At 53.9% G+C, this 21,560-nt stretch carries 14 protein-coding genes; 13 read left to right on the plus strand and 1 reads right to left on the minus strand.

Annotated features, from left to right (window positions below):
- The first annotated feature begins 264 nt into the window (after positions 1-264).
- Together Poly51_RS25615 and Poly51_RS25620 are read left to right on the plus strand one after the other, a co-directional pair.
- Positions 265-2,370 (plus strand): hypothetical protein, encoded by a 2,106-nt coding sequence (locus tag Poly51_RS25615; protein ID WP_222435926.1) that lies wholly within the window; start codon positions 265-267, stop codon positions 2,368-2,370.
- A 437-nt stretch (positions 2,371-2,807) separates the two neighbouring features.
- Positions 2,808-4,286: a tetratricopeptide repeat protein gene (locus Poly51_RS25620; protein ID WP_146461456.1), complete on the plus strand. Its 1,479-nt coding sequence runs from the start codon at positions 2,808-2,810 to the stop codon at positions 4,284-4,286.
- Between the two features lie 12 nt (positions 4,287-4,298).
- Here the strand turns inward: Poly51_RS25620 and Poly51_RS25625 are convergent, their stop codons facing one another.
- Positions 4,299-7,235, minus strand: coding sequence for an O-antigen ligase family protein (locus tag Poly51_RS25625; RefSeq protein WP_186775806.1), 2,937 nt, complete (start codon positions 7,233-7,235; stop codon positions 4,299-4,301).
- A gap of 395 nt (positions 7,236-7,630) precedes the next feature.
- Between Poly51_RS25625 and Poly51_RS25630 the strand changes: the two genes are divergently transcribed.
- The 11 genes from Poly51_RS25630 to Poly51_RS25685 all read left to right on the plus strand — a co-directional run bounded on the left by Poly51_RS25630 (position 7,631) and on the right by Poly51_RS25685 (position 21,545).
- Positions 7,631-8,875 carry a glycosyltransferase family 4 protein gene (locus Poly51_RS25630; RefSeq protein ID WP_146461459.1) on the plus strand — a complete coding sequence of 415 codons (1,245 nt, stop codon included), beginning with the start codon at positions 7,631-7,633 and terminating at the stop codon, positions 8,873-8,875.
- Positions 8,872-9,870, plus strand: a complete 999-nt coding sequence (locus Poly51_RS25635; protein ID WP_146461461.1) for a GDP-mannose 4,6-dehydratase — start codon at positions 8,872-8,874, stop codon at positions 9,868-9,870. The genes Poly51_RS25630 and Poly51_RS25635 overlap by 4 nt, the downstream gene beginning before the upstream one ends.
- 534 nt (positions 9,871-10,404) lie before the next feature.
- Entirely contained in the window at positions 10,405-13,095 is a 2,691-nt protein-coding gene (locus Poly51_RS25640) for an O-antigen ligase family protein (protein ID WP_146461463.1), read from the plus strand.
- A gap of 60 nt (positions 13,096-13,155) precedes the next feature.
- Positions 13,156-14,517 carry a flippase gene (locus tag Poly51_RS25645; RefSeq protein WP_146461465.1) on the plus strand — a complete coding sequence of 454 codons (1,362 nt, stop codon included), beginning with the start codon at positions 13,156-13,158 and terminating at the stop codon, positions 14,515-14,517.
- Positions 14,518-14,532: 15 nt separating this feature from the next.
- Entirely contained in the window at positions 14,533-15,270 is a 738-nt protein-coding gene (locus Poly51_RS25650; RefSeq protein WP_146461467.1) for a class I SAM-dependent methyltransferase, read from the plus strand.
- Positions 15,271-15,686: 416 nt separating this feature from the next.
- Entirely contained in the window at positions 15,687-16,346 is a 660-nt protein-coding gene (locus Poly51_RS30730) for a hypothetical protein (protein ID WP_186775807.1), read from the plus strand.
- Positions 16,343-17,248 (plus strand): glycosyltransferase family 2 protein, encoded by a 906-nt coding sequence (locus Poly51_RS25665; RefSeq protein ID WP_146461473.1) that lies wholly within the window; start codon positions 16,343-16,345, stop codon positions 17,246-17,248. The genes Poly51_RS30730 and Poly51_RS25665 overlap by 4 nt, the downstream gene beginning before the upstream one ends.
- Before the next feature lie 77 nt (positions 17,249-17,325).
- Positions 17,326-18,153 carry an FkbM family methyltransferase gene (locus Poly51_RS25670; RefSeq protein ID WP_146461475.1) on the plus strand — a complete coding sequence of 276 codons (828 nt, stop codon included), beginning with the start codon at positions 17,326-17,328 and terminating at the stop codon, positions 18,151-18,153.
- Positions 18,150-19,442 carry a glycosyltransferase gene (locus tag Poly51_RS25675; RefSeq protein ID WP_146461477.1) on the plus strand — a complete coding sequence of 431 codons (1,293 nt, stop codon included), beginning with the start codon at positions 18,150-18,152 and terminating at the stop codon, positions 19,440-19,442. The genes Poly51_RS25670 and Poly51_RS25675 overlap by 4 nt, the downstream gene beginning before the upstream one ends.
- A gap of 157 nt (positions 19,443-19,599) precedes the next feature.
- Positions 19,600-20,355: an FkbM family methyltransferase gene (locus Poly51_RS25680; RefSeq protein ID WP_146461479.1), complete on the plus strand. Its 756-nt coding sequence runs from the start codon at positions 19,600-19,602 to the stop codon at positions 20,353-20,355.
- Complete coding sequence (locus tag Poly51_RS25685; protein WP_146461481.1) at positions 20,352-21,545, plus strand: glycosyltransferase; 1,194 nt, start codon at positions 20,352-20,354, stop codon at positions 21,543-21,545. The genes Poly51_RS25680 and Poly51_RS25685 overlap by 4 nt, the downstream gene beginning before the upstream one ends.
- The last annotated feature ends 15 nt before the right edge of the window (positions 21,546-21,560 follow it).

The following is a 21,560-nucleotide window of genomic DNA, read 5'->3' on the forward strand; positions in this document are numbered from 1 at the left end:
AAGGCCAGGATGACCATTCGGGGAGGGCATTTTCGGGCATGGGGAACGTGTTCTATTGACGCCCATGACTCGGCGTGTAGCCTACTCGCACGAGTGTTTTTCGGTTGTGCCACGACCGGTCGTTCCACTCTCACGCGACATTCGAACCCGTTTCCGAGCCACTGATGGAATTGCGGCTGAACGGTTCCCACGCAATTTCCCGTCCGTTCGCGCCTCCCAGGCACCTCATTGGCGGTCCATCATCGCCGGAGCCCCCGATCGATCGTGCAAGCCACATCTAGCCCTCACAAAGTTCAACTCAGGTCTCCGGTCGAGTTTGCGATGCGCGGGATGCTGCGTCGCCCCATCTACTTGGTTTTCAGCCTGTTGGTCGCGATCCTGACCGGCGGCGCCATGGCTCACTTTTTTCGTAGCGAGCGACATCATTATTTCGGGAAAATGATGTATGTCCCCAACCGAGTGACGGAACCACTTTACACGTCCCCAAATCTTCGTGACTTGACCGCTGCGATGGTGAATCCAGTCATGCTGGAGGAATTACGGTCGCGTTGGAACTTGCGAGATGAACTGCAAGACCTTCGCAACCGGTTGGCGTTTCAGATGGCCGGTGAAGCGTCGCTGGATACGTCTTTTTGGTCCAGCGATCCACAGCAAGCAGAAGCTGTTTTACAACATGCGATGGAATACTTCGTCGACCAGTCGCGTTCGTTTCGGTCCGACGCGATTGCCAATCACATTGACGACTTTGAACGAGAAACCGAAGCGTCGAAATCCGCCCAGCGGGCCGCAGGCATTCGGCTGGAGAAAAAACTGCGTGAAGTTAGATTGCAAACGCCAACCGAATTGGTCGCTGAAATCTTTGACCTGCGACGGTCGATTGCCCAATCCACCGAACAAGTTGTGGCGACCCAGGATCGACTACAACTCAGCCGTGCCCAATTCGAAAGCCTATTGGCGATGCGCGAATCGAAAGCAAGCAGCGACTTGGGAATCGGCAACATCGATTCCGAAACCGAATCGATCGCAGATCCACCAACGTCTTCCCAAGTTCAAAACCCCGATGAGAGTCCGGCCCAGGGTGTTTCACTGGCTGTATTCGAAAACGAGAATGAAGCGGCAAGTGTCACTCATGACTTGCGAAAGCAAAAACTGTTAGAAGACCGTATTCGCCGCGAGAAAGAGCGGGCGCGGGCCAACGTCGAAGTCGAGCTTTTGAAAAAGGAATTTGATCGTTCCTCGCTACTTCATCAGAAAGGATTGATTAGCGATGCGCTGCTGGAAAAAGCAAAAGGAGACCTGGAAGTTCTGTTAGTGCAGCAGTCACAGCAGGTCAAAGAAATGGAAGGCCAATTGGATGAAATCCATGAGCGAATCGAACTTCAAACAAACGCACCCATGTTGATCGAACTGAATGGCTCCGCCGCGTCGACGGGCAGCAAACCGGTCGCGTCGCCCGGCGAACCCAACGAAAAACAAACGATCGCGATGTTACGAGGCAGCGAGGTTGCAGCGGACATTCACCTTGAATACCTCACCGAGGAACTCGAAGGCAAAACCGCCCGACTGCGAATCCTCACTGCGATCCAAAAGCAAATCGAGCCACTGGTCAAGGACGTCGACAACGGGGCAACGAAGCTGGACCGCTTGAACGCCCGAAACGAAACCTTCATCCAGACTTTGCGTTCGGCCACCAACGAATTGATCATCGTGCAGAACGCGTCACCGATGATCGACGGCGTTACTACCAATGCCAGAACATTGTTTGCGGCGGGATTCATCGCGTCGCTGGGCTGCCTCCTGGTTCCCCTTTTCCTCGCTGACCTGAGAACGGCAAGCAAACATAAGCCGACTACGCAGAAGGTTTTCGGATTCCCCGTCCTGGGCCGTACACCCGACGCTCGCCGACTTGAAAATGATCCGACGACAGCGGAAGACGAGTTACGGCGGCTGGCAATTCGAATTCGTCACAAATTTGATCACCCGAAAGGCGTGATGACGGTTGCCAGCGGACTCGGTGTGAATGAACTCGACGTGGATGGACTGGTTGCCAAACTTGCTCTGCAACTGGAAAGCGAAAACAAGAAAGTCCTTGTGGTCGACATGGCGGACATCGACCGACACGCGATTGCTTCCCAAGATGCGATGGTCGGTCGGAACGCGACCTTCGCTGAATTACGATCCCAATCGGATTTCGTTTTGATCCGTGCGCCCATGTTCGCCAGCGCACTTCGGCGGGATATCGCCGCATCGCTAAGCGACGCGATCGTCTTGGTGGTGCCAAAGGACGAAGCGAATTCCCCTCGAATGCAACAAGCGATCGTCGAACTTACAGTTCTCGAAACGAGTATCGTGGGCGTCATCTTGGCTTGACGGTGGTTTGCGGCCCGGACGTTCTCGCGGCTCGGTTCTGCGGCACCCATTCGCAGATAGCAGTTAGGAGTTGGTCGAGGGTTGATCTTGGGTGTGAAGCGGAAGTACCCTGAAGGGACCTTCGCTCACGCCTAGCGCAAACAACCTAGAAGTGTCGACCTAGCACGCAAAATCCGATTGGGTCGGTTGTAACGAATAGAATCGCAGCCAAGCGAGCAAACGTGCCCCAGGATGTATGTTTCTATGCACGATAAGCGATTCAGAGAGAGAAACATGTTTGTCGACGCTTGCATCCATCCCGCCAGAAACTTGTCCATCGCAGTTTCGGATTCCATTGATTAAAATCCAGGGTGCCGGGCTGGTGCGATGAACCGTTCAGCGAAAAACGGGCAACTTCCTTACCCCTCAGCTAACACCTAACACCCACGTCCTTTCCGATGAAACGATTTTTGCTGCGGTTTTTAAAATTCTCGCCGGTCATCCTGGTGATCCTGCTTGTCGGCGGGCTGATCGTTCGGGCGGTTTCGAAAAAGGATGACATTGCTAGCGAATATCGCGTCGCGGCACGCCAGGCGGTGGCGGACAAAGATCTGGACCAAGCCAAGTTTTATTACTCTCGCTTGGTCGGTTCCGGCGATCGAGGCAGCGAACAAGACCAGATGAACTGGGTCTCGATCCTGGACGCGTCGGGCGACACACAGGCAGCGCGTGAGATGCTTGAACGGATGGCGCCGGATGATTCGGTAGGTTTCGCGTCGGCCCACCGGCAAAAAGCAATCATGATCGGGGCTGCGATCGCTCGCGAAGGCACATCGCCGGAGCGTGTCGAACAGTTGCAATGGCATCTGCGTCACGGGGCTCGCGATTCAACGCCCGAGAACGACATTCTGTGGGCAAACTATCACTTGGCCGTTGAACAGGTCGACAAAGCAGTCGATAAGTTCGAATCGGCGGCTAGCCGCAAGCCAGAACTGTGGTTCGACATTAGCAACCTATACCGACGGCTGGGACGTACCGAAGAAGCGAATCGGGCGTCGAAACGAGCCCAAGATTACTCTGCCCAGATCTTGCAGTCCGAGCCTACCAATATTGGGCAAAGGCTAAGGTTGCTGGTGCTGTTGGCCAACGAAAAGAAATTCGATCAAGTGGAAGCGATCCTTGGGGAAGGGCTGCGGCTGAACAGCGATAACATCGAACTGCGCAATATGGCGTCCAACTTGACGCTGATTCGCTTGGAAGAAATCAAGGATGACACTTTAGAAGCCAAACGAAATCGATTGACGCTTTTCGCGCAAGCGGCAAAGTTGAACCCATCGAATCCGAACGTCTATAAGGTGCTAAACCAATTGTACGCCTTGAGTGATTCGAAGACGGAGCAGGCAACCATTCGAGACCAACTTGAAAAATGGATCACCGATGGCCATGCCGTTCCCATGGCACACTTCACCTTGGGCAACTTGCTTTGGCAAGAATCCGACACCAAGGGCGCCGTTTTCCACTTGGAAGCGGCGTTGAAAATCGATCCTTCCCTGGCAATCGTGGCGAACAACTTGGCGTGGGTTTTGAGCCAGGCAGAGGAGCCGGATTTTGAACGAGCGGAAGAGTTGATCAAAATGGCGATGGAAACAGCTCCCAAGAATCACTCGTTTCGCGACACCATGGCAACTGTCTTGTTTGAGCAAGAAAAGTACAAAGAGGCGCTGCCCTATCTGGAACATGTTTTGCCGCATGCCGTCGGCGAAAAGAAAGCAAAACTGCACGAACAGCTTGCGATCGTCTACGAATCATTGGGACAGGAAAGCATGGCAAAGCGACATCGCGAGCAAAGTGTAGCCGGGGAAGCGGCAACCGAAACGCAAAGCGAAGTCACGGAAGCAAACGTTCCTGAATCGACGGAGCCTGACTCGACGGAGTAACACAGGCGTCGTCTAGTCTCGGTCCTTCCGCAGACCTTGCAACTGTTGTTGCAGGCGTTGGTCGGTGGGTCGCTGCAGGATCGCTCGTTGAAGATGCTTGGCTGCTTCGTCATGGCGTTTCGCTACGATCAATGCCGCCACCAATGCATCTCGATATCGCCAGTTCGATGGCGACAATCGAACGGCAACATCCATCGCTTCAATCGCTTCTTCCGTACGTCCCTTGGCCATCGATATACGCGCGGACGCAAACGCGATTTCGTCGTCGGCCATTGGGTCGCCCGCCGAGTCGACCGGCCGCGTCTGCAACAGTGCTTCCGCTCGATCGAGCATCGCTTGACGAAACTCCTCAGGAACTCGGCGGCTTTCCGCGGCAAAAAGAACTGCATCTAACCGATCAGGGATCGATCCTTGGATGGATTCGGGATCAGGAATCACGCGAATCAGCGGCCACATCGCGTCGAATCGACTGGGGCGTAACGAAAGAAACCGATGAACGAAGGGCTCGATCGATTCCGGTCCGGGGAAGACAAAGCACCATCGTATCGCCCGATCGATCACATCGGGATTGCCTGACTGTAACCGAACCAAATCCGTTGCCAGCTGCCTCGTCAAATCTGCATTGGGGCCATCCGATGGAGCACCCGCCGTCACAAAGTCCGTGCGAATGATCGGGATTCGAATGAACGGATGCAACGGGCACCGAACCATCGCGTCGATCGCCAACTGCCGGGCAAGACGGATCTGGTCCACGTCTTGGCCTTCTAACAATGCAACAGAATTACTGGCTCGATCGACGTCGACCTTTCCCAGGGTGATCATTCGACGAACGGAAAGCCGCGGGTCGTTTTTTACATCGACCAGGGTTGCCAAATCAACTTGGTCGACGCCCGCTTTGGTAGTAACGGATTTGCCCGCATTTGCGGACGCGGATTCCTGTTCTTCAAGAATCGCAAGGCTGGTCAAAAAACCGATGTGCGGGGCAATGCGATCGTTGGTTAAACCGTTGGTCGCGATCGACTTGATCGCGATCAACTTGGTCGGGGAAAAGCCGGGTCGCAATCGTTTCAGCGCGCTGATGGAACCTTCATTGGCTTCATTCCGAAACCACTGCTGGACCTGATACGTCGTACGACTCTCATGCGCAAGGTTGGCGGCGTGGGACGTGGCCAGCGTCAACATCGTCCCCGCGGTCAAAGCAACAATAGCACTGAAAGTAACGGCAACCACGGCGGCCAGAAATCGCGTCGTACCGGCGGTCGGTTGCGGACTCAATCCCGATTCATCAACTTCGGCCGCATCCGACATTTCCATGGATTTTGTTCGCATTGGCTTGTCGATCGTCCGAGGCGATGAGTGAGCTTCCGAGCGATTTGTCGGTTTCGGAATCATCCCCAGGAACGCCCCCACCAACACGGAGGCGGTCAAATAGTTGGCAGGCAGCATTATCCCGAAATCGAAACAGCAAGCGACCAACTGTGAAACCATCACAAACCACCCCATGGCCGCAACAGCGACCAAGTGACTTCGTTGACGTGCCGCCATCTTCGACAAACTGCTAACCATCACCGTGATCGCCAAACCGATGATGACGATGATCCAGATTCCGCCTTCCACGAACCACTCAACGGGCATCGAATCGGCATGAACGTTGATTCGGATACCGGCGGACGTTCCTTGAAACGGAAGTGCCGCGTATTGATAAGTGCCGATGCCCGAACCGAAGGGCAGGTAGTGGACAGCAGCTCGCATCCCATCGACGATCAATTCGAGCCGCCCGACTTGTGAACCTTCCGATAGCGTGAAGATGGAATCGACGCGTTGCCCCACGGATCCGTCCAAACCCAAGTAAACGAGAGCGAATCGGCCCAGGACCACCAAAACGATCACGGTCGCCACGATAGCCGGGCTAACCGACCGTTGGCGGCGAGCCAATTGCCAAGTAGCGATCGTGCCACCCGCCACCGCAGCCACCAGGGCGCCACGCGAGTGACTCGCCGCAATGGCAACCGTTTGGATGACCATTGCGGCCAAAACGATGATGGCAGGCCCATCAAGGTTTTTCACTAGCGACGAGAGCGTGAAGACAATCCGCTCCCATTTGTTTGACGGTGGAATGACGTAAGTTGGGTCCACGGTGGCTCGCTTGTTTGATTTCCGCACCGTCCACACGAACAGTCCCAGCGTCGCCGCAAGCGTCAAATTCAGATATCCGCCCGCGTTATTGCGGTTGATAAACGGCCCGAACGAAGACTCGATCGCGTTGGCCGTCATGGACCACGAAGTCGCGCCGCTCGCAGGACCAATACGCGACGTGTTCAGCAGTCCGTATGTGGCAACACTGGTGCCTGCGATAGCGACAATCACAAGCATAATCACCAATGATTGCTGATCGCGGACGGTCAGCATCAAAACCGTGATCACGACTGCTGACAGTGCATACGGAATCAACGAACGCTGGGTCGTCGAACGGCAAACCGTCGACGGATGTCGTTCAGGGTTGAAATCTTTGGTTGCCTCCGGATCGTTCTGAGTCGCTTCGATGCGGATCGATTCAGGCACCCAATCCCGATAGGCAGCATCCGTTGCCGGCGAAACCCAACGGCCAAGCGACGACGGAAGAGTCTGTGTTTGGGCCCATCCGATGCCAAAAACCGTTGCGGCAAGCATTGGAATCAACCACTGGATTCGCAGCGTGCCACGGACGCGGACAAACAGAAACGGTATCGACAGAATCGCCAGGACGACGACCGCCCAACAAGCGACCCACTGGCTCCACGGCAACACACCGCCGTAGTCCCAAACGATCGCAGCCGGAACCAATGCCGACGAACCAGCGATGCAGGATGCAATCGTTTTTACGCCGCTGGCACCTGCCAATCGATGTAAACGTTGGGGTGATTGTTTTACCGCCCTTGCGATGCGTCGCAGCCATTTGGGTCGGTGCATGTTGGCGCGGACATAGAGTGGAGAATTGTTAGTGAACAGTTTTGATCGAGATTCGACGAGATGCAACAGGGCTTCCCCCCCACCAGTGGTTCGCTCCGTACAACCAAGCGAATCGTCGGATCCGAGCATTGTTATGTTACGATCCTGACGAATCGTTCGATTTTTCCGATGCCGTCGCGGCCGACTCTACGATCGACACAGAAGGTCAATTGTCACGTCGGTGGCAAATGATCATCTTAGAAACGGCCCCGCGTTGGTATCGACGCACTGTTGCCTGAAAAATTCACCAAGCCGACGGCGTTCGCCGTAAGCGAGGGCCTGTCGATAGACATCTTTTGTGGGCAGCTCCCTCCTTTTCCACAGCCCTCTTTTCCCTAGCCCTCGTCACACGCCCCGTGTCTTCAAAACCGACGATCGCATTCCTGAACCGATGTTACTGGCCTGATTCCGAAGCGACGGGGCAATTGCTGACGGATCTCTGCATTGATTTGTCTGACCAGTTCGACGTGCACGTCATCTGCGGAGCACCCAATTCGCCAACGACAGATGACTTTGTTCGCCAGGGGATCGAGGTCCGCGACGGAGTCACCATCCATCGTTTGCCGCACACCCGATTCGCCAAACGCGTCCCGGCGGGCCGCATTCTGAACTTGATTTCGTTCTCGCGTGCGGCGTCGAAGTACTTAAAAACGTCGAGTTTTCGGCCACAGGCGATCGTTTGTGAAACAGATCCTTTCCTGTTGCCGATCGTGGCGGCGACGTACACAACGAGAAGTCGGACGAAGCTGGTTTGCTATCTCCAAGACATTTACCCGGATGTGGCCGAGGCGATTGGGAAAGTCCGATCGGGTTGGCTGACCAGTAAAATTCGCAGTCGGCTGCGGGTCGCCTATGAGCACGCCGATCGGGTGGTGGTGCTTGGCGACTGCATGAAGCAAAGGCTTGCGAATTCGCCGTGGTCGATCGACGCCGAAAAAATGCGAGTCCTGCCGAATTGGTCTGATTGCCAGTCCATTGAACCGGTCGACGCGTCGCAGAGCCAATTTCGTGTTCATCACGATTTGGTTGGCCAATTCGTCGTCATGCACAGCGGCAATATGGGGCTGACCCAGCGGTTGGATGTTTTGATCGACGCGACTCGACAACCTGATTGGCCAGCCGAAGCCGTATTGATGCTGATCGGTGACGGTGCCGCTCGCGAACAACTGGAATCACAAGCCGCTTCCATTGGAAATCATCGCGTCCGTTTTCTTCCCTACCAACCTCGTCATTTGTTGGGCGAAAGTCTGTCAGCGGCCGACTTGCACGTGGTATCAATGCACCCCGAGATCACGGGATGTTTGTGCCCCAGCAAGCTTTACGGCATTTTGGCGGCGGGGCGGCCGGTGTTGGCGATCGCTGACGCAGCAACGGATCTGTGCGAAACGGTCAGCCGAAACGGACTCGGGTGGACCTGCCCTCCCAAAGCTGCGGATTCGATCGCCAAGGCGGTTTCACAGGCTGCCAAGAACCCCGCTGAATTGGCCGCCGCCGGACGCCGGGCCCGTCAAATCGCGTTGGACCGATTCGATCGCCCCGTCGTTACGCGACAATTCGGAGAACTGCTAAGCGAAGTGCTCGCGATCGAGTCGACACCATGAAATCAGCAATGATCACCGGTATCACTGGTCAAGACGGTTCGTATTTGGCAGAGCTGTTGCTTGCAAAAGGCTACACCGTTCACGGCTTCGTACGCCGCAATAGCTCGACGACGCGACTGCGTTTGGACCCGTTGTTTCGCGACAAAAAAGTCTATAACGAACGATTGTTTTTGCACTATGCGGACTTAGACGATGCAACGACGATCCGCCGCGTGCTCAATAGAACCCAGCCGGACGAAATGTATCATTTGGCCGGTCAAAGTCACGTCGGCGCCAGCTTTGATATCCCCGAATCGACGTGTCAGTTCACAGCAATGGGCACGTTGAAGCTGCTGGAAATCATTCGCGACTTGGTCAAAAAACCAAAGTTTTTGCACATCAGCAGCAGCGAGATCTTTGGTTGCCCGGACGAAAGTCCGCAAAACGAATGGACACCGATGCGGCCGGTTTCACCCTATGGTGTTGCCAAGGCGTTTGCCACTCAAATGACTCGGTTGTACCGCGAATCGTTCGGCTTATTTGCTGTGAATGTGATTTGTTACAACCACGAATCGCCTCGTCGGGGCGAGTCATTTGTAACCCGAAAGATCACCCGAACTGCCGCGGAAATTTCGCTTGGCATCGAGGATAAACTAAGAATGGGTTCGCTCGACGGGCGCCGCGACTGGGGTTACGCCCCCGACTTCGTCGACGCGATGTGGCGGACGCTCCAGCAGGAAACGGCGGACGATTACGTATTGGCGACGGGGGTCACACACAGTGTCAAAGATTTCCTCGAAGCTGCGTTCCAATCCGTGGGGCTTGATTGGCGTGACCACTACCAATCAGACCCACGTTACATGCGACCAGCCGAGGTCACGAATCTGGTGGGAGACGCGACAAACGCACAGCGAAAACTCGGGTGGACGGCTACAACAAAGCTAGAGGGCATCGTTAAATCAATGGTGAAAAAGGATTTAGAGTTGGTCACAGAGTCGATCGCGAAGCAAAAGTGATGGTTCTGATTGAATCGGTTGTTTCGTCTGTTCCGAACTGAATTTGCAAAGTCGCTGTTATGGACGGAGTGAAGTTTGCATCGTGATTATCAAGCGGTCATCCTACGCCTAGGAACTCCCATTTTTCGTAAGGGTGGATCAGGGATGACGCGAAGGAGCGGTTTGCCCCGAAGTTGAAAAGCAATCCAAAGGACGCCCCTCCTTAACGAACGCGGCTTGGCCAAGCCAGTTCCAGGTTAGCGTCTTCTTGTTCTTGCGATTTTCGATTTGTTCCACCTCGCAACCTTCAAGGTAAGTCCGTTCGACACCCGATTGCCTGCACCGGATCGCCGACGCTTGATGGCGGGTATTCGCCGTCGGACGACATTGCATTTCGAGGGACTCGTCCAACGGACACAAACCATGGGGTGACACATTTTAACGTCACCCAAGCGGACGAAGTCCGCGCCGTTCGACGGTGATGAAACTGATGCTACGCTTACCCCCTCACCACATGCACCCCGCTTACCTCTTTTTGCAGCGTCGAACGACCGGATGAATTCGCTACGCTTATTCGCGGCTTTCACCACCGCCATCGCCGCATTCCTGTTGGCTCTGGTGCCGTTGGCGGTCGCATTGGACTTCGGTGGCGTACTTTGGTGGACCCAATACGTCGCCGGGTTGGCGGTCGTTTCGGCTTTCGTACTGGCTGTACCATCGGTTGCGAGTTGGTGGACTTATAACCGCCCCCGTCACGCCCTGGTGATGATTCCGTTGGTGGTATGGCTCGCCTATTCGTGGTTTCAAACTGTCGATCTTTGGCCGTCACTTGTGGGAATGCTAAGCCCGGGGTCTCAGACCGCTTACACGGATTGGCTGGAACCGGTCTTACCCGCCAACACGTTGCCAACGGCGTTTTCAATATCGATCGCACCGGACGATACTTCACACGCTGTCGCCTTCTTAGCCATCATTGTGGTTTTGGCTTGGACGTCGCTACGCGTCTTCAACAGCCGCGCCAGATTGATCGGCCTGCTCAGCGCCGTCGCCATCACCGGCGCCGTGATCTCGGTACTTGGCATCGTGTCACTGACGCTTCCCGATTTGAAGTGGGTGAGGTTCTTTGACGAAGCCACCACTTCTCATTTCGCCACATTCGTCAATCGCAACAATGCGGCACTGACATTGAACTTGGGGCTGGCGGCAAGTTTTGGATTGTTGGGATGGCGTCTGTCCGCATTGACCGGACAAGAAATCGACGGTGACGAATTCGAGTTCGGCGAATTGTTCGCGCTGGCGAGTGACCGCGATTCCATCATTGGCCTTGGTTGTGCAGTGCTTTGCGTCGCCGGTCTGCTGGTGTGCGGATCTCGTGGCGGACTGGGGGCCGCGGTACTTGCGACCACGATCTCATTCGGTTGGATGCGTCGGCGCAAAGGCGTGGCGACGGTCCCAGTAGCATTGGCTGTCTTTGCGATCGCGGTGGCCATCTTGGTTGTTCCCCTGCAATTGAATCTGGAATCGATCAAACGCTTCGAACTTTTTTCCTCCCAAGCAAAAACACTGACCACGGACGGTCGATTTTCGCACTGGCCCGAAGGCGTGGACGCAGGAATTGCTCACCTACCAGCCGGTTCGGGCTTGTCGACCTATGCCTATGCGTATCTGCCTCATCAAAATGAAATCCCCAAAAATTGGTGCATTCATGCGGACAACTTGTGGTTGGAACTGTTCGTCGAACAAGGCATCGTAGGTATCGGACTTGCACTCTTCATCTTTGCCGCTTTGATTTGGTGCTTGTCAACCATTTCAGAAACGCATGATGCACTCGATCACGGCGTACGCATCATGGGATGGTACTGTTTATCGGCCGTCGCCTTCTCGCAGTGTTTTGATTTCGGATTGATCATTCCGGCGAATCTTATGATCTTCGTGATGTTAATGGCTGCGATGGTATCGCGGTCGGCGGAAGCAGAGGTGCTGATTCCCGACTCGACCGCGCGTCCTTCACTTCTGTCCAGGATCATCAACGGCAATGCAACGGCGATGACCGCAGCGGTGGCTTCGCCTGTGATGGTATTGGCCGCCCTACTGGCAGCGTTTGCATCGCTACCAAGACTGCATGATGACGCAGTGCTGTCGACTCGAATCCGCACAGCAAACATGCGAATGGCGGCCGGGCAAGGCGACGCGGAACGCCTGAAGTCATTAAAAGAATCACTCGATTCAACGCCTGGTGAATCATTGGATGCGGCTTTGATCTTTTCGCCAGCGACTTTACCAGTCAGCCAACTGACGATGCAGGCACAACTCGAACATCGATTAGCGCGCTTCGATGAAGTTCGAACGAAGCAACCCGAAACGGCGAACGAGGCCAAAGAATTGTACTTGGTCACATCGCCAAACTATCGCCGCCTGGTCGGTCGCGACGCTTCGCAATACATCGACGGTTTGCCACCGGGGCTCGAACAGATAGAAGCCAAGTCGATCCCCGACGGATATCGAAAGGCCATCGAAGCGTATCAAGAAGCGCTCAAACGGTTGCCGCTCGACCCAGAAATTCGAGGCAAGTTGGTTGCGTTGGATTTCGCCATGACGCCTGCGGACAATCCATCGGACGGTTCATCGATCTCCGAGTCACTCCTTAAGCAACTCGGAATGCTTCATCGTGCTCATCCGTTCCAACTAAGAGACATCGCGGTCTTGGCGGCGCAAATCCGCTACAACGAAATCGCTGCCGACTTCTGGAATCAATCACTGGTACACTCGCCCCAATGGACCGCCCATGCGATGAACTCGATCTTGCGATACAAGCAGGTCAACTTGTTGGATGCGTTGCCAGCCGACCCGAAAGTGATGCGGACGGCGGTCAACGAAATATTGATGCGCCAGTTCGAAGCATCGTACCCGCTTTTGGATGCGATGACAAAAGAACTGAAGTGCGAACAATGCGAAAGTATCGACGACAAATCGAAGTGCTTGCGATTGACCGCTCTCGCGCTAATGAAGCTAAACCAGTTCGAGAAAGCAGCCGAGTATTTTGAAGAAGCCGTTTCCCTTGCGCCCAGCAATGCAACGTTCCGTTTGGATCTAATTGCGGCTCTGCGAAAAACGGGGAACCGGCAGGCCGCTTTGCAACAGGCTCGGATGGGTCGTCAAATCGATAGCTCGGACGTGCGGTTCGACAACGTCATCAAACAAATGGCGCAGTTCGAACTTGAATCGACCAAAGCGGCGAAACCATAACATCGTTTTCGAATTAAAAATCATGCCCCCGACGGTTTGCTTGCCGCTTATCGCCGCTAGATGAATCTGATTGGTCGCATTGAAAACGTCGCCGCTATCGCATCATTGCGTCAGCGATTTCCGATACTTGGCCAAGCGTTTCGAAACAGCGGATGGATATTCGCGTGCGGCATTCTTTCGAACGCGACCGCGTTCGTTGCAAGTGTGCTCGTCGCCCGGCATCTGGGTGCGACGGAAATTGGCGCAATTGGCTTCGCCGCATCGATCATCGCGATCGTTCGCATTTTCGCCAGCCTCGGCTTGGACGAGGTTGCACTTCGCGAGATTTCCCAAGATCCTGGTTCATCGGCAAGGATCATTCATTCGTGTTTGTTGATCCGCTTCGCATCGACGATACTTGTCCTTCCCGCCATCGCTGTCACCGCACTCGTCTTCACTCCGGACGCCCTGCAGGGGCGGGTCTTCATCCTGCTCCTCCTGAGCATCGGCTTGATCGGTGTTCCGTTCTCATCGGCAAGCATCTTTTACGCCAGCCGACTTCGAGCCTCCGTACCACAGATAATCAATGCCAGCCTAGCCATCATCTATATGATCGCCGTCGCTTTGGGTGTCTACCTGCAATGGAGCGTGATCTACTTCGTTTCGGTCATCAGCATTCAACAGATTCTCAGTGGCTGGATTGTCTATCAGTTTTACCGATCCGAGATGCGACCAACGGAGAATTGGAAATCAGTACAACGGACCACAAAGTCTTTGATTCGTGATTCGTGGCCGCAAACCCTTTCAGGGTTCGGAATTTTGGTTCAGGCATACAGCGATCAAATCATGCTGGGCGAAATGAGCGGCTTGGATTCCGTTGCGCAATACAGCATTTCGCTGAAAATGACGGGCGTACTTGCGTTCATGCCGCTGGCGATTTTAACAAGTTTTATGCCAAGCCTATCGAAACGATTTAAAGCGGATCGCGAACTGTTTTGGGTTGGATTCCATCAAGCCAACCGACTTGCATCAGTGGTGTGCCTCGCCTTAATCACGATTGTTTACTTGGTTGGTGCAAAGCTTGTACTTGCAACGTTCGGAATCGAATACCTCGGCGCGTCGGCATTGTTCTTCGTCATGTCACTTCGAATTTGCTTGACTTCGATTGGCGTCTTACGGAGTTCGTTCCTGGTCAACGCGAATATTTTACGGTACTCCCTGCTTACCGTGATTGCCGGAACGGTGCTAAACATTGTGCTGAATTTGCTTTGGATCCCCAACCATCACGAGTTCGGCGCCGTGTACGCATCACTGGTCTCGTTTTCCGTAACGACCATCGTGATCGACCTGTGCTTTTTGAAGACGCGCCAAGGCATGTTGATCGCTCTTCGCGGATGGCTTTTTCCTTTTCTAAATTACAAAAATCAATTTCTTCGTATCTAGCGATGGACGGATCTGTTGAATCGTTTCACTGAATTTTTCTTGAGTTTCAAATGGACGTTGAAGGCTATCCTTCAAGCCGTCAACCGAAGTCGACCGCGTGACTGGCTGAGATTTTGGTCGGACAAACGCCGCTATGTCGCACAAGGTTCTGGTGAAGAAATCGTCCATTTTCCCATCATCAACGAATGGACGCAGCAGACACCGATTGACCCCGTCTACTACTACCAAGACGCCTGGGCGTTTGAACGCATTTTCAAGTTCGGTCCTGAACGCCATATCGATGTCGGATCCCACCACAAGCTGGTCGCTCTGCTGTCAAAGGTTGTCCCGACCACGATGGTCGACATCCGACCGCTGGCGCTCAGTCTGGATAGTCTTGAGTTCATCGAGGGATCAATCTTAGCCCTGCCGTTTGCTGATCAGAGCCTGACGTCCGTGTCGAGTATCTGCGTGGTCGAACACATTGGTCTTGGCCGGTACGGCGACCCCATCGATTGCGAGGGAACGAGAAAGGCAGCCAAAGAACTCATTCGAGTCCTGCGTCCAGGCGGAAGACTTTTCATCTCGGTTCCGGTGGGAAACCGCGACTTCGTTTACTACAACGCCCACCGTGTTTTCACGGAAGCGTCTGTACTTCAGCTCTTTGAACCCCTGCGTGTGATCGAAAAACGGTACATCTATGGCAATGAATTCGTAAACGATTTGCGGTCCGATACCGGCACCGGTTGCTATGAGTTCGAACGATTGTCATGAATCGGAAAAGCCGGGCGATCGGAACTCGGATTCTTGGGCAAGTGCGATTTCGCAGCAAACGTCTGTCGTCGCGAGTGTGCCGACCCTTTTTTGGGTGGGCGTTGAATCAAATAGACCAATGCTCTCAACTGAGGGGAAAACGGATCCTTTTGGTTTGCGACGACTATGGGCGACTCGCCAACCGCTTAACACGACTTTGCAATCTAATCGGGATCGCGGATCATCTTGGAGCCGTCTTGATTGATACATGCTTTACGGAATACCGCGACGATCTTCAAGCCTTCCAAAACTCCCCCTATTTTGTCCACCCATCCGAAGCGGCGCCTACCTTTACGCGAAAAATGCGGCTTGCTTGTTCCATCATTCGCGCTTGCCAGTTCCGCGAGAACGATCTGCCAAAATTGAACCGTCGTGACATGAGAATCGTCAAAACGGTAGACGAATTTGGCGGGCAACGGCCGGTCGACGTTCGCACCGCGGAAGAATGGAACACCGATCCAACGATTCAGATGTTTTCCCTCTTCGGTCTTTACTACGAAGGGGAGCCAAGCTCACCCGAATCGCTTTCGCGTTGCCGAGCCATGTTGGGTCCATCGGAGAAGATGACCAGGCAGATCGAATCGAAACGCATTCGCTCGCAGAACTCAAACGAACCACCGGACAGATTTACGGTGGGTGTACATATCCGCCAAGGTGACTACCGCACTTGGCTTGACGGCCGATTCTTCATCAGCCCGGAACGATTTGGTGAGGCGATGCGGGACGTCAATAATTGTTCCGAACAGCAGGATATCCACTTCTTGGTTTGCTCGGATGAATCGGCTAGCGGCCAGACGTTTCAAGGACTCGATGTTCAGTTTGTCGGTGGAACGGCAACGGAAGATTTGTTCGTTCTTTCCGGCTGCGATTTGATCCTGTCCACGTTTTCGAGCTTTGCATACTTCGCATCGTTTTTCGGAAACGTACCTATCATTGACTTATCAGCCCAAGAAGCTCTGACTGCGACCAGCATTAAGAACGCCAGACCAATCGATTGGCCACGATTGGGAGTGCCCGAAACGGTTGACCAGCAATGATGAACGCGCCCGTCCTTCTGATCGTTTTCAACCGTCCCGAGCATGCCCGCATCGTTGCCGAGGCGATTTGCAAATCCGATCCGCCAATCGTTTACATCGCGGCGGATGGTCCGCGGCCCGATGTCCCTGATGATCCTGCGAAATGCAAAGCCACGCGTGAGGCTGTCGAGTCGGTCCAGTGGAAGTGTCCGGTCGAGACTTCGTTCCAAACGAACAACCTAACCTGTGCAGCCGCAGTCACCCATGCGTTGAATTGGTTCTTTGACAAAAACGAGTGTGGCATTGTCCTCGAAGATGACTGCCTTCCCGACCCGTCTGCCTTCAACTACTTCGGCAATCTCCTGGATCGGTTCCGCGACGAAGATCGAGTCGGTTGTATCACAGGAAACAACTTCCAACACGGTCGCAAACCGTGCTTGGAAAGCTACTACTTTTCCCGATACAACCACTGCTGGGGCTGGGCGACGTGGGCTCGGCAATGGTCACTGTTTGACTTCAATATGAACTCGTCTCAGAGCGATAGTGAAATCATCAAGTCAATGGGATGCGGTGATGTGGAACGACGTTACTGGCAGCAACAGTTTGCCAGAACGCGAAGCGGTCAAATCAACACATGGGATTACCAATGGATGTGGTCGCTGTGGCACGCGAATAAGTTGACTGCAACGCCCGCCGTCAACCTAGTCGAGAACATCGGGTATGGAATCGGCGCAACCCACACTTACGGCAAGTCACCGGGGATCCATGCCGAGCCGATGGAGTTTCCACTTCGCCATCCGGATATTTTTGCCGCGAGTGCCCAACGAGACCATTATGTCGCCATGAACCACTTTCGTCTTTCCCGTTGGCATCGATTCCGATCGTCGACGGGCCGGATCCTAAGATCCATGAACCTTCGTTGACGCGTACTCCAACGCACTCAACGATCTGAACAATTGCGTCCGCTCCAACTGAACCAAACTTGAATGACATTGAAACTGTGAGCCTCAAGAAAATAGCGAAGCGATCCGTCAACTACTCACTTGGTTTTCTGAGCATGCGAATAGTGGAGCATTCCCGGTCGCCCTTCGAGTCGCTAAGCAAAGCATCTCGGTACGTGCCCGGCCAGGCAATGATCCGTGGAAAGCGATTCCAGTACGTCGACGAAGCGTCCTTCCGAGCCAGCTATCGCGAGATTTTCATTGATCAAATTTATGATTTCGAATCGTCGTCGGATGAGCCACGGATTTTGGACTTGGGTTCCAACACGGGACTTAGCGCTATCTATTTCAAGCAACGTTTTCCGCGATCGAGACTGACGTGTGTCGAAGCGGATGAGACTCTTCTTGAAGTACTACGTTCTAACCTTGTTTCTTTTGGCTACGAAGACACCGAAGTCCTTCATCGCGCGGTGTGCGACCGAGAAGGAACGGTTGTCTTTAATCGAGAAGGTTCGGATGCCGGTCGATTGTCGCGGGGCGCGAACGACGCGACTTCGGAATCAACGGAAGTCGAAGCGATGACGCTGGACGGATTGCTCTGCGAACCCGTCGACTTTCTAAAAATGGATATCGAAGGCGCCGAGGTGGACGTACTCTCCAAGTCGACTCTGCTCCGAAACGTTTCCCAGTTATTTGTTGAGTTTCACTCATTTTCGAATTCCGAACAGCGGTTGTCCGAACTACTTCTTTCACTGGAAAACGCTGGCTTTCGCTACTACATCAAGACTCAATTTTGCTCTTCAAAACCGTTGCTTGAAGAGCGACATCAGCTAGGAATGGATCTTCAGCTGAACATTTGGTGCAACCGAAATGAGCCAACGTCGTGAAAGTCACATTGATGAGCGATAGCGACGTTCGTGGCGGTGCCAATGTCGCGGCCTATCGATTGCATGTTGGACTTCGGCAAGACTGCGTTGATTCTCAAATGCTAGTGCGGCGACGATTCAGCGAAGACGCTTCGGTCCGATCGATCAGCACGATTCCCTACCGTTGGCGTTTCCTCAGCCGCGCGTTGACACGGTGGCACCAAAGAGAGGTCAAGCGGCATCGACTTGGTTCTTCGTGTGATACTTTTTCGAGCCCCCACGCATCGTTTGCGAACATCGATCGACATTGTGCCGGTTCCGATATTATCAATATGCACTGGGTGACCTTTTTCCTTGACCTACCCACCGTTTTGAGTCGGCTGACGTCGATGGTGCCTGTTGCCTGGACGCTTCATGACATGAATGCCTTCACCGGCGGATGCCACTATTCGGGACCCTGCGACAGGTATCGCAGTGTTTGCGAGCGTTGTCCGGAACTGAATTCGGACCGTTCTGATGATCTTGCGAATTCGATATTCCGGAAGAAGGTAGATTATTACAGTCGACTTGATCCCGAACGCTTCTGTCTGGTTGCACCTTCGCGATGGCTACAACAAGCCAGCCAAGAGAGCGTCTTGCTATCGCGATTCCAGTGTGCGCATATCCCCTATGGCGTCGATACTCGCCTCTTTTCACCCGGCGACAGGGTGGCGTGTCGAGCGCGATGGAACCTTCCCCCGGACAAGTTTGTATTGCTGTTCGTAGCGAGCAGCACTTCGAATCATCGGAAAGGCCTTGATCTGCTGATCGCGTCGATGAAAATGCTGAAGAATACGAATGACGTCGTGTGTCTGTGCGTAGGCGATGCGCCGCCGCAGGGTTTGTCTTCGTCGATCACCGTTCAATGCACCGGAGTTCTCCGTACGCCCGCTGATATGGCAATGGCTTACAACGCCGCGGATGTGCTAGTTGTTCCTTCGCGACAAGACAATCTGCCCAACACAATCCTTGAATCATTGGCCTGTGGAACACCGGTGATTGGCTTCGCTGTCGGCGGAATACCTGACATGGTTCGCGATGGTGAAACTGGCTACATTTGCGAAGATCCCAACTCGTTTGAACTGGCAAAAAAGATCGAATTGGTTCGCGACGAATCCGCCGAAGGCGTCGACTTTTCCAGTTCTTGCCGCAGAGTTGCTTTGGACGAATATCGATTAGAGATTCAATCCGCTGCGTACAAACGTTTTTTCGAAGAGAGAATTCAAGCATTTGCATCGGCCAAAGAGAAAGCAACGACGAACCGAGGATGAAGACACTTTCGATTCCTCAATCGAGCACCGCTGCGGGCACCAGAGCGGGGCGTTCCCTCTTCTCGGGAACGGTCTTTTCGAGAAATAAATCGAGCCAATTTACCGCTGATTTCGTAGCGGGACTTTACAACAATCTGCCCGTGTTTGTCTGATTTTAATGCAAAAGCTCCACAGACTGCTTCTGTCGACTCGATTTTCGAAGCCGATCACTCGATGGGTCGGCGCAAAGGTGAAAAAGGTTGCGGGTGCAGCCGATGCCACACTCGACATGCGCCGTGTCATTGAATCGGGAAAACCGATTGCCATCCTGGATATTGGCAGCCACGTCGGCGAAACGATCTCACGGTTTCGAGAATTCACAGAACTCCCGATCTTCGGATTTGAACCCTCGCCCGATACGTTTGAACGACTTCAACGACGCTTTGCGAATCAAGCCAACATCACCGTTCATCCCATTGCGCTCTCGAACGGCAACGGTACGGCAACATTCAATCTGAATGCGAATGAACAAACCAATTCGTTGCTTGCCAACGATACGGGGAACGAGACAATCCTTTCGGAATACACGCGGCCCGTTGCTTCGACTGCAGTTCAAACGCGTCGACTAGACGATTGGTTGGAAGAGCATTTGCCAGAGGGAGATATCTTTATCAAGAGTGATGTCCAGGGTGCCGAGGGTTTGCTCATCGAGGGTGGACCGTTGGCGTTTGCTAACCGCGTGGTTGGTTTTTTCGGTGAGGCGCAACTCGGACCAATGTACAAAGGACAAAGCACGCTTTGGGATCTGAACGAAACACTGACGAAGCAGTTTGACTTTGCCCTCTCGAACATTTACCCGGTTTACCGTGACGCCGGAGGGCGTGCTCTGCAAACCGATGCGTTGTGGATCCACAATCGGTTGCTCGAAGCTTGATCCGCACGCTCGTTTTCGAAACGGCGGTAACGGGACACCGAGCGTTCTACGTTCGCGTTCTTTGTGAAGAACTGCTGCGACTTGGTGCCCATGTTGCCGTTGCGATTCCCGAATCGGCGATCGATTCACGTGAGTTTGCCGTTCACCTTGCACCGATTCGCGGTGATATCGAATGGCGAACGATCGCGAAGGGACCATCACGCGGTCGAGATGCCTCGATGTTTCTCAGTGCCGTCGCCGGCGGCAAGTGGGACCACGTGTACTGTACGTGCGGCGATGTCATTGCCCGACAACTTGGCAAGCCTATGAGTGGATTCCGACGCGATCCCCGTCAGGTAATCGAAACGCTAATGATGCGGATCAATGCCGCCTATCCAGCTTCAACGATCGCAGGCCGCGGCAAGGACCGACTTGCGGATTGGATGATCGGCCGCAACCCGATCGATCGACTGCACTTTCTCGATCCGATCTCCTGGCGACACTTTGTTCAAACGAATAGCGCATCCGATCGGGCGTTCTTGATGCCTGAGGTAACGGAGCCGCTTTCGGTTACGGATCGGTCGCAGGCCTGCGAAATCCTGGGGCTTCGAGCAGACGCTCGATACGTCACTTGCCCCGGAACAATCCAAGATCGCAAGGGAATTCGTGAGCTGACACGAGCTTTTCAAGCATCAGAGGTGCCTGATACCCACCTTGTGCTGATTGGAAAACAAACAGAATCGATGTCAGATTTCTTTCGCCAAGAGTGTCAAAGTCTCATAAAATCCGGACAATTGATTTTATCGGATCGATACGTAGATCCGATCGAGTTTGATTGCCTTTTCACGATCGCTGATCTTGTCTGCGTGCCTTACCCGAGACACCTTGGATCGGCCAGCATACTGGTACGCGCCGCTCAATCGAATCGTCGAATCCTGGCGTCCCAATGGGGATGGATAGGATGGGCGACCAATCAATTTGGACTTGGGCGGACGTGTGATGTCACCAATGCCAACGACTTTTCCGAAACCCTTCATTCTTGCCTCGTTGATCCCGATCAAATCGATGCAGTCAGTCCTTTACAAGAGGCATTTTCAAGATTCCATACACGGGAAAACCACGTTGCTCACTGGACTGCCGAACTTTGCCGTCGGCATGGACTTCCCCAACGAGCTCGAATCGATTTCCCGAATGCGATGGTTGAAGGATAGCCATTTCACGCCATG

Origin of the sequence: Rubripirellula tenax (assembly GCF_007860125.1) — a bacterium.
GTDB lineage: Bacteria > Planctomycetota > Planctomycetia > Pirellulales > Pirellulaceae > Rubripirellula > Rubripirellula tenax.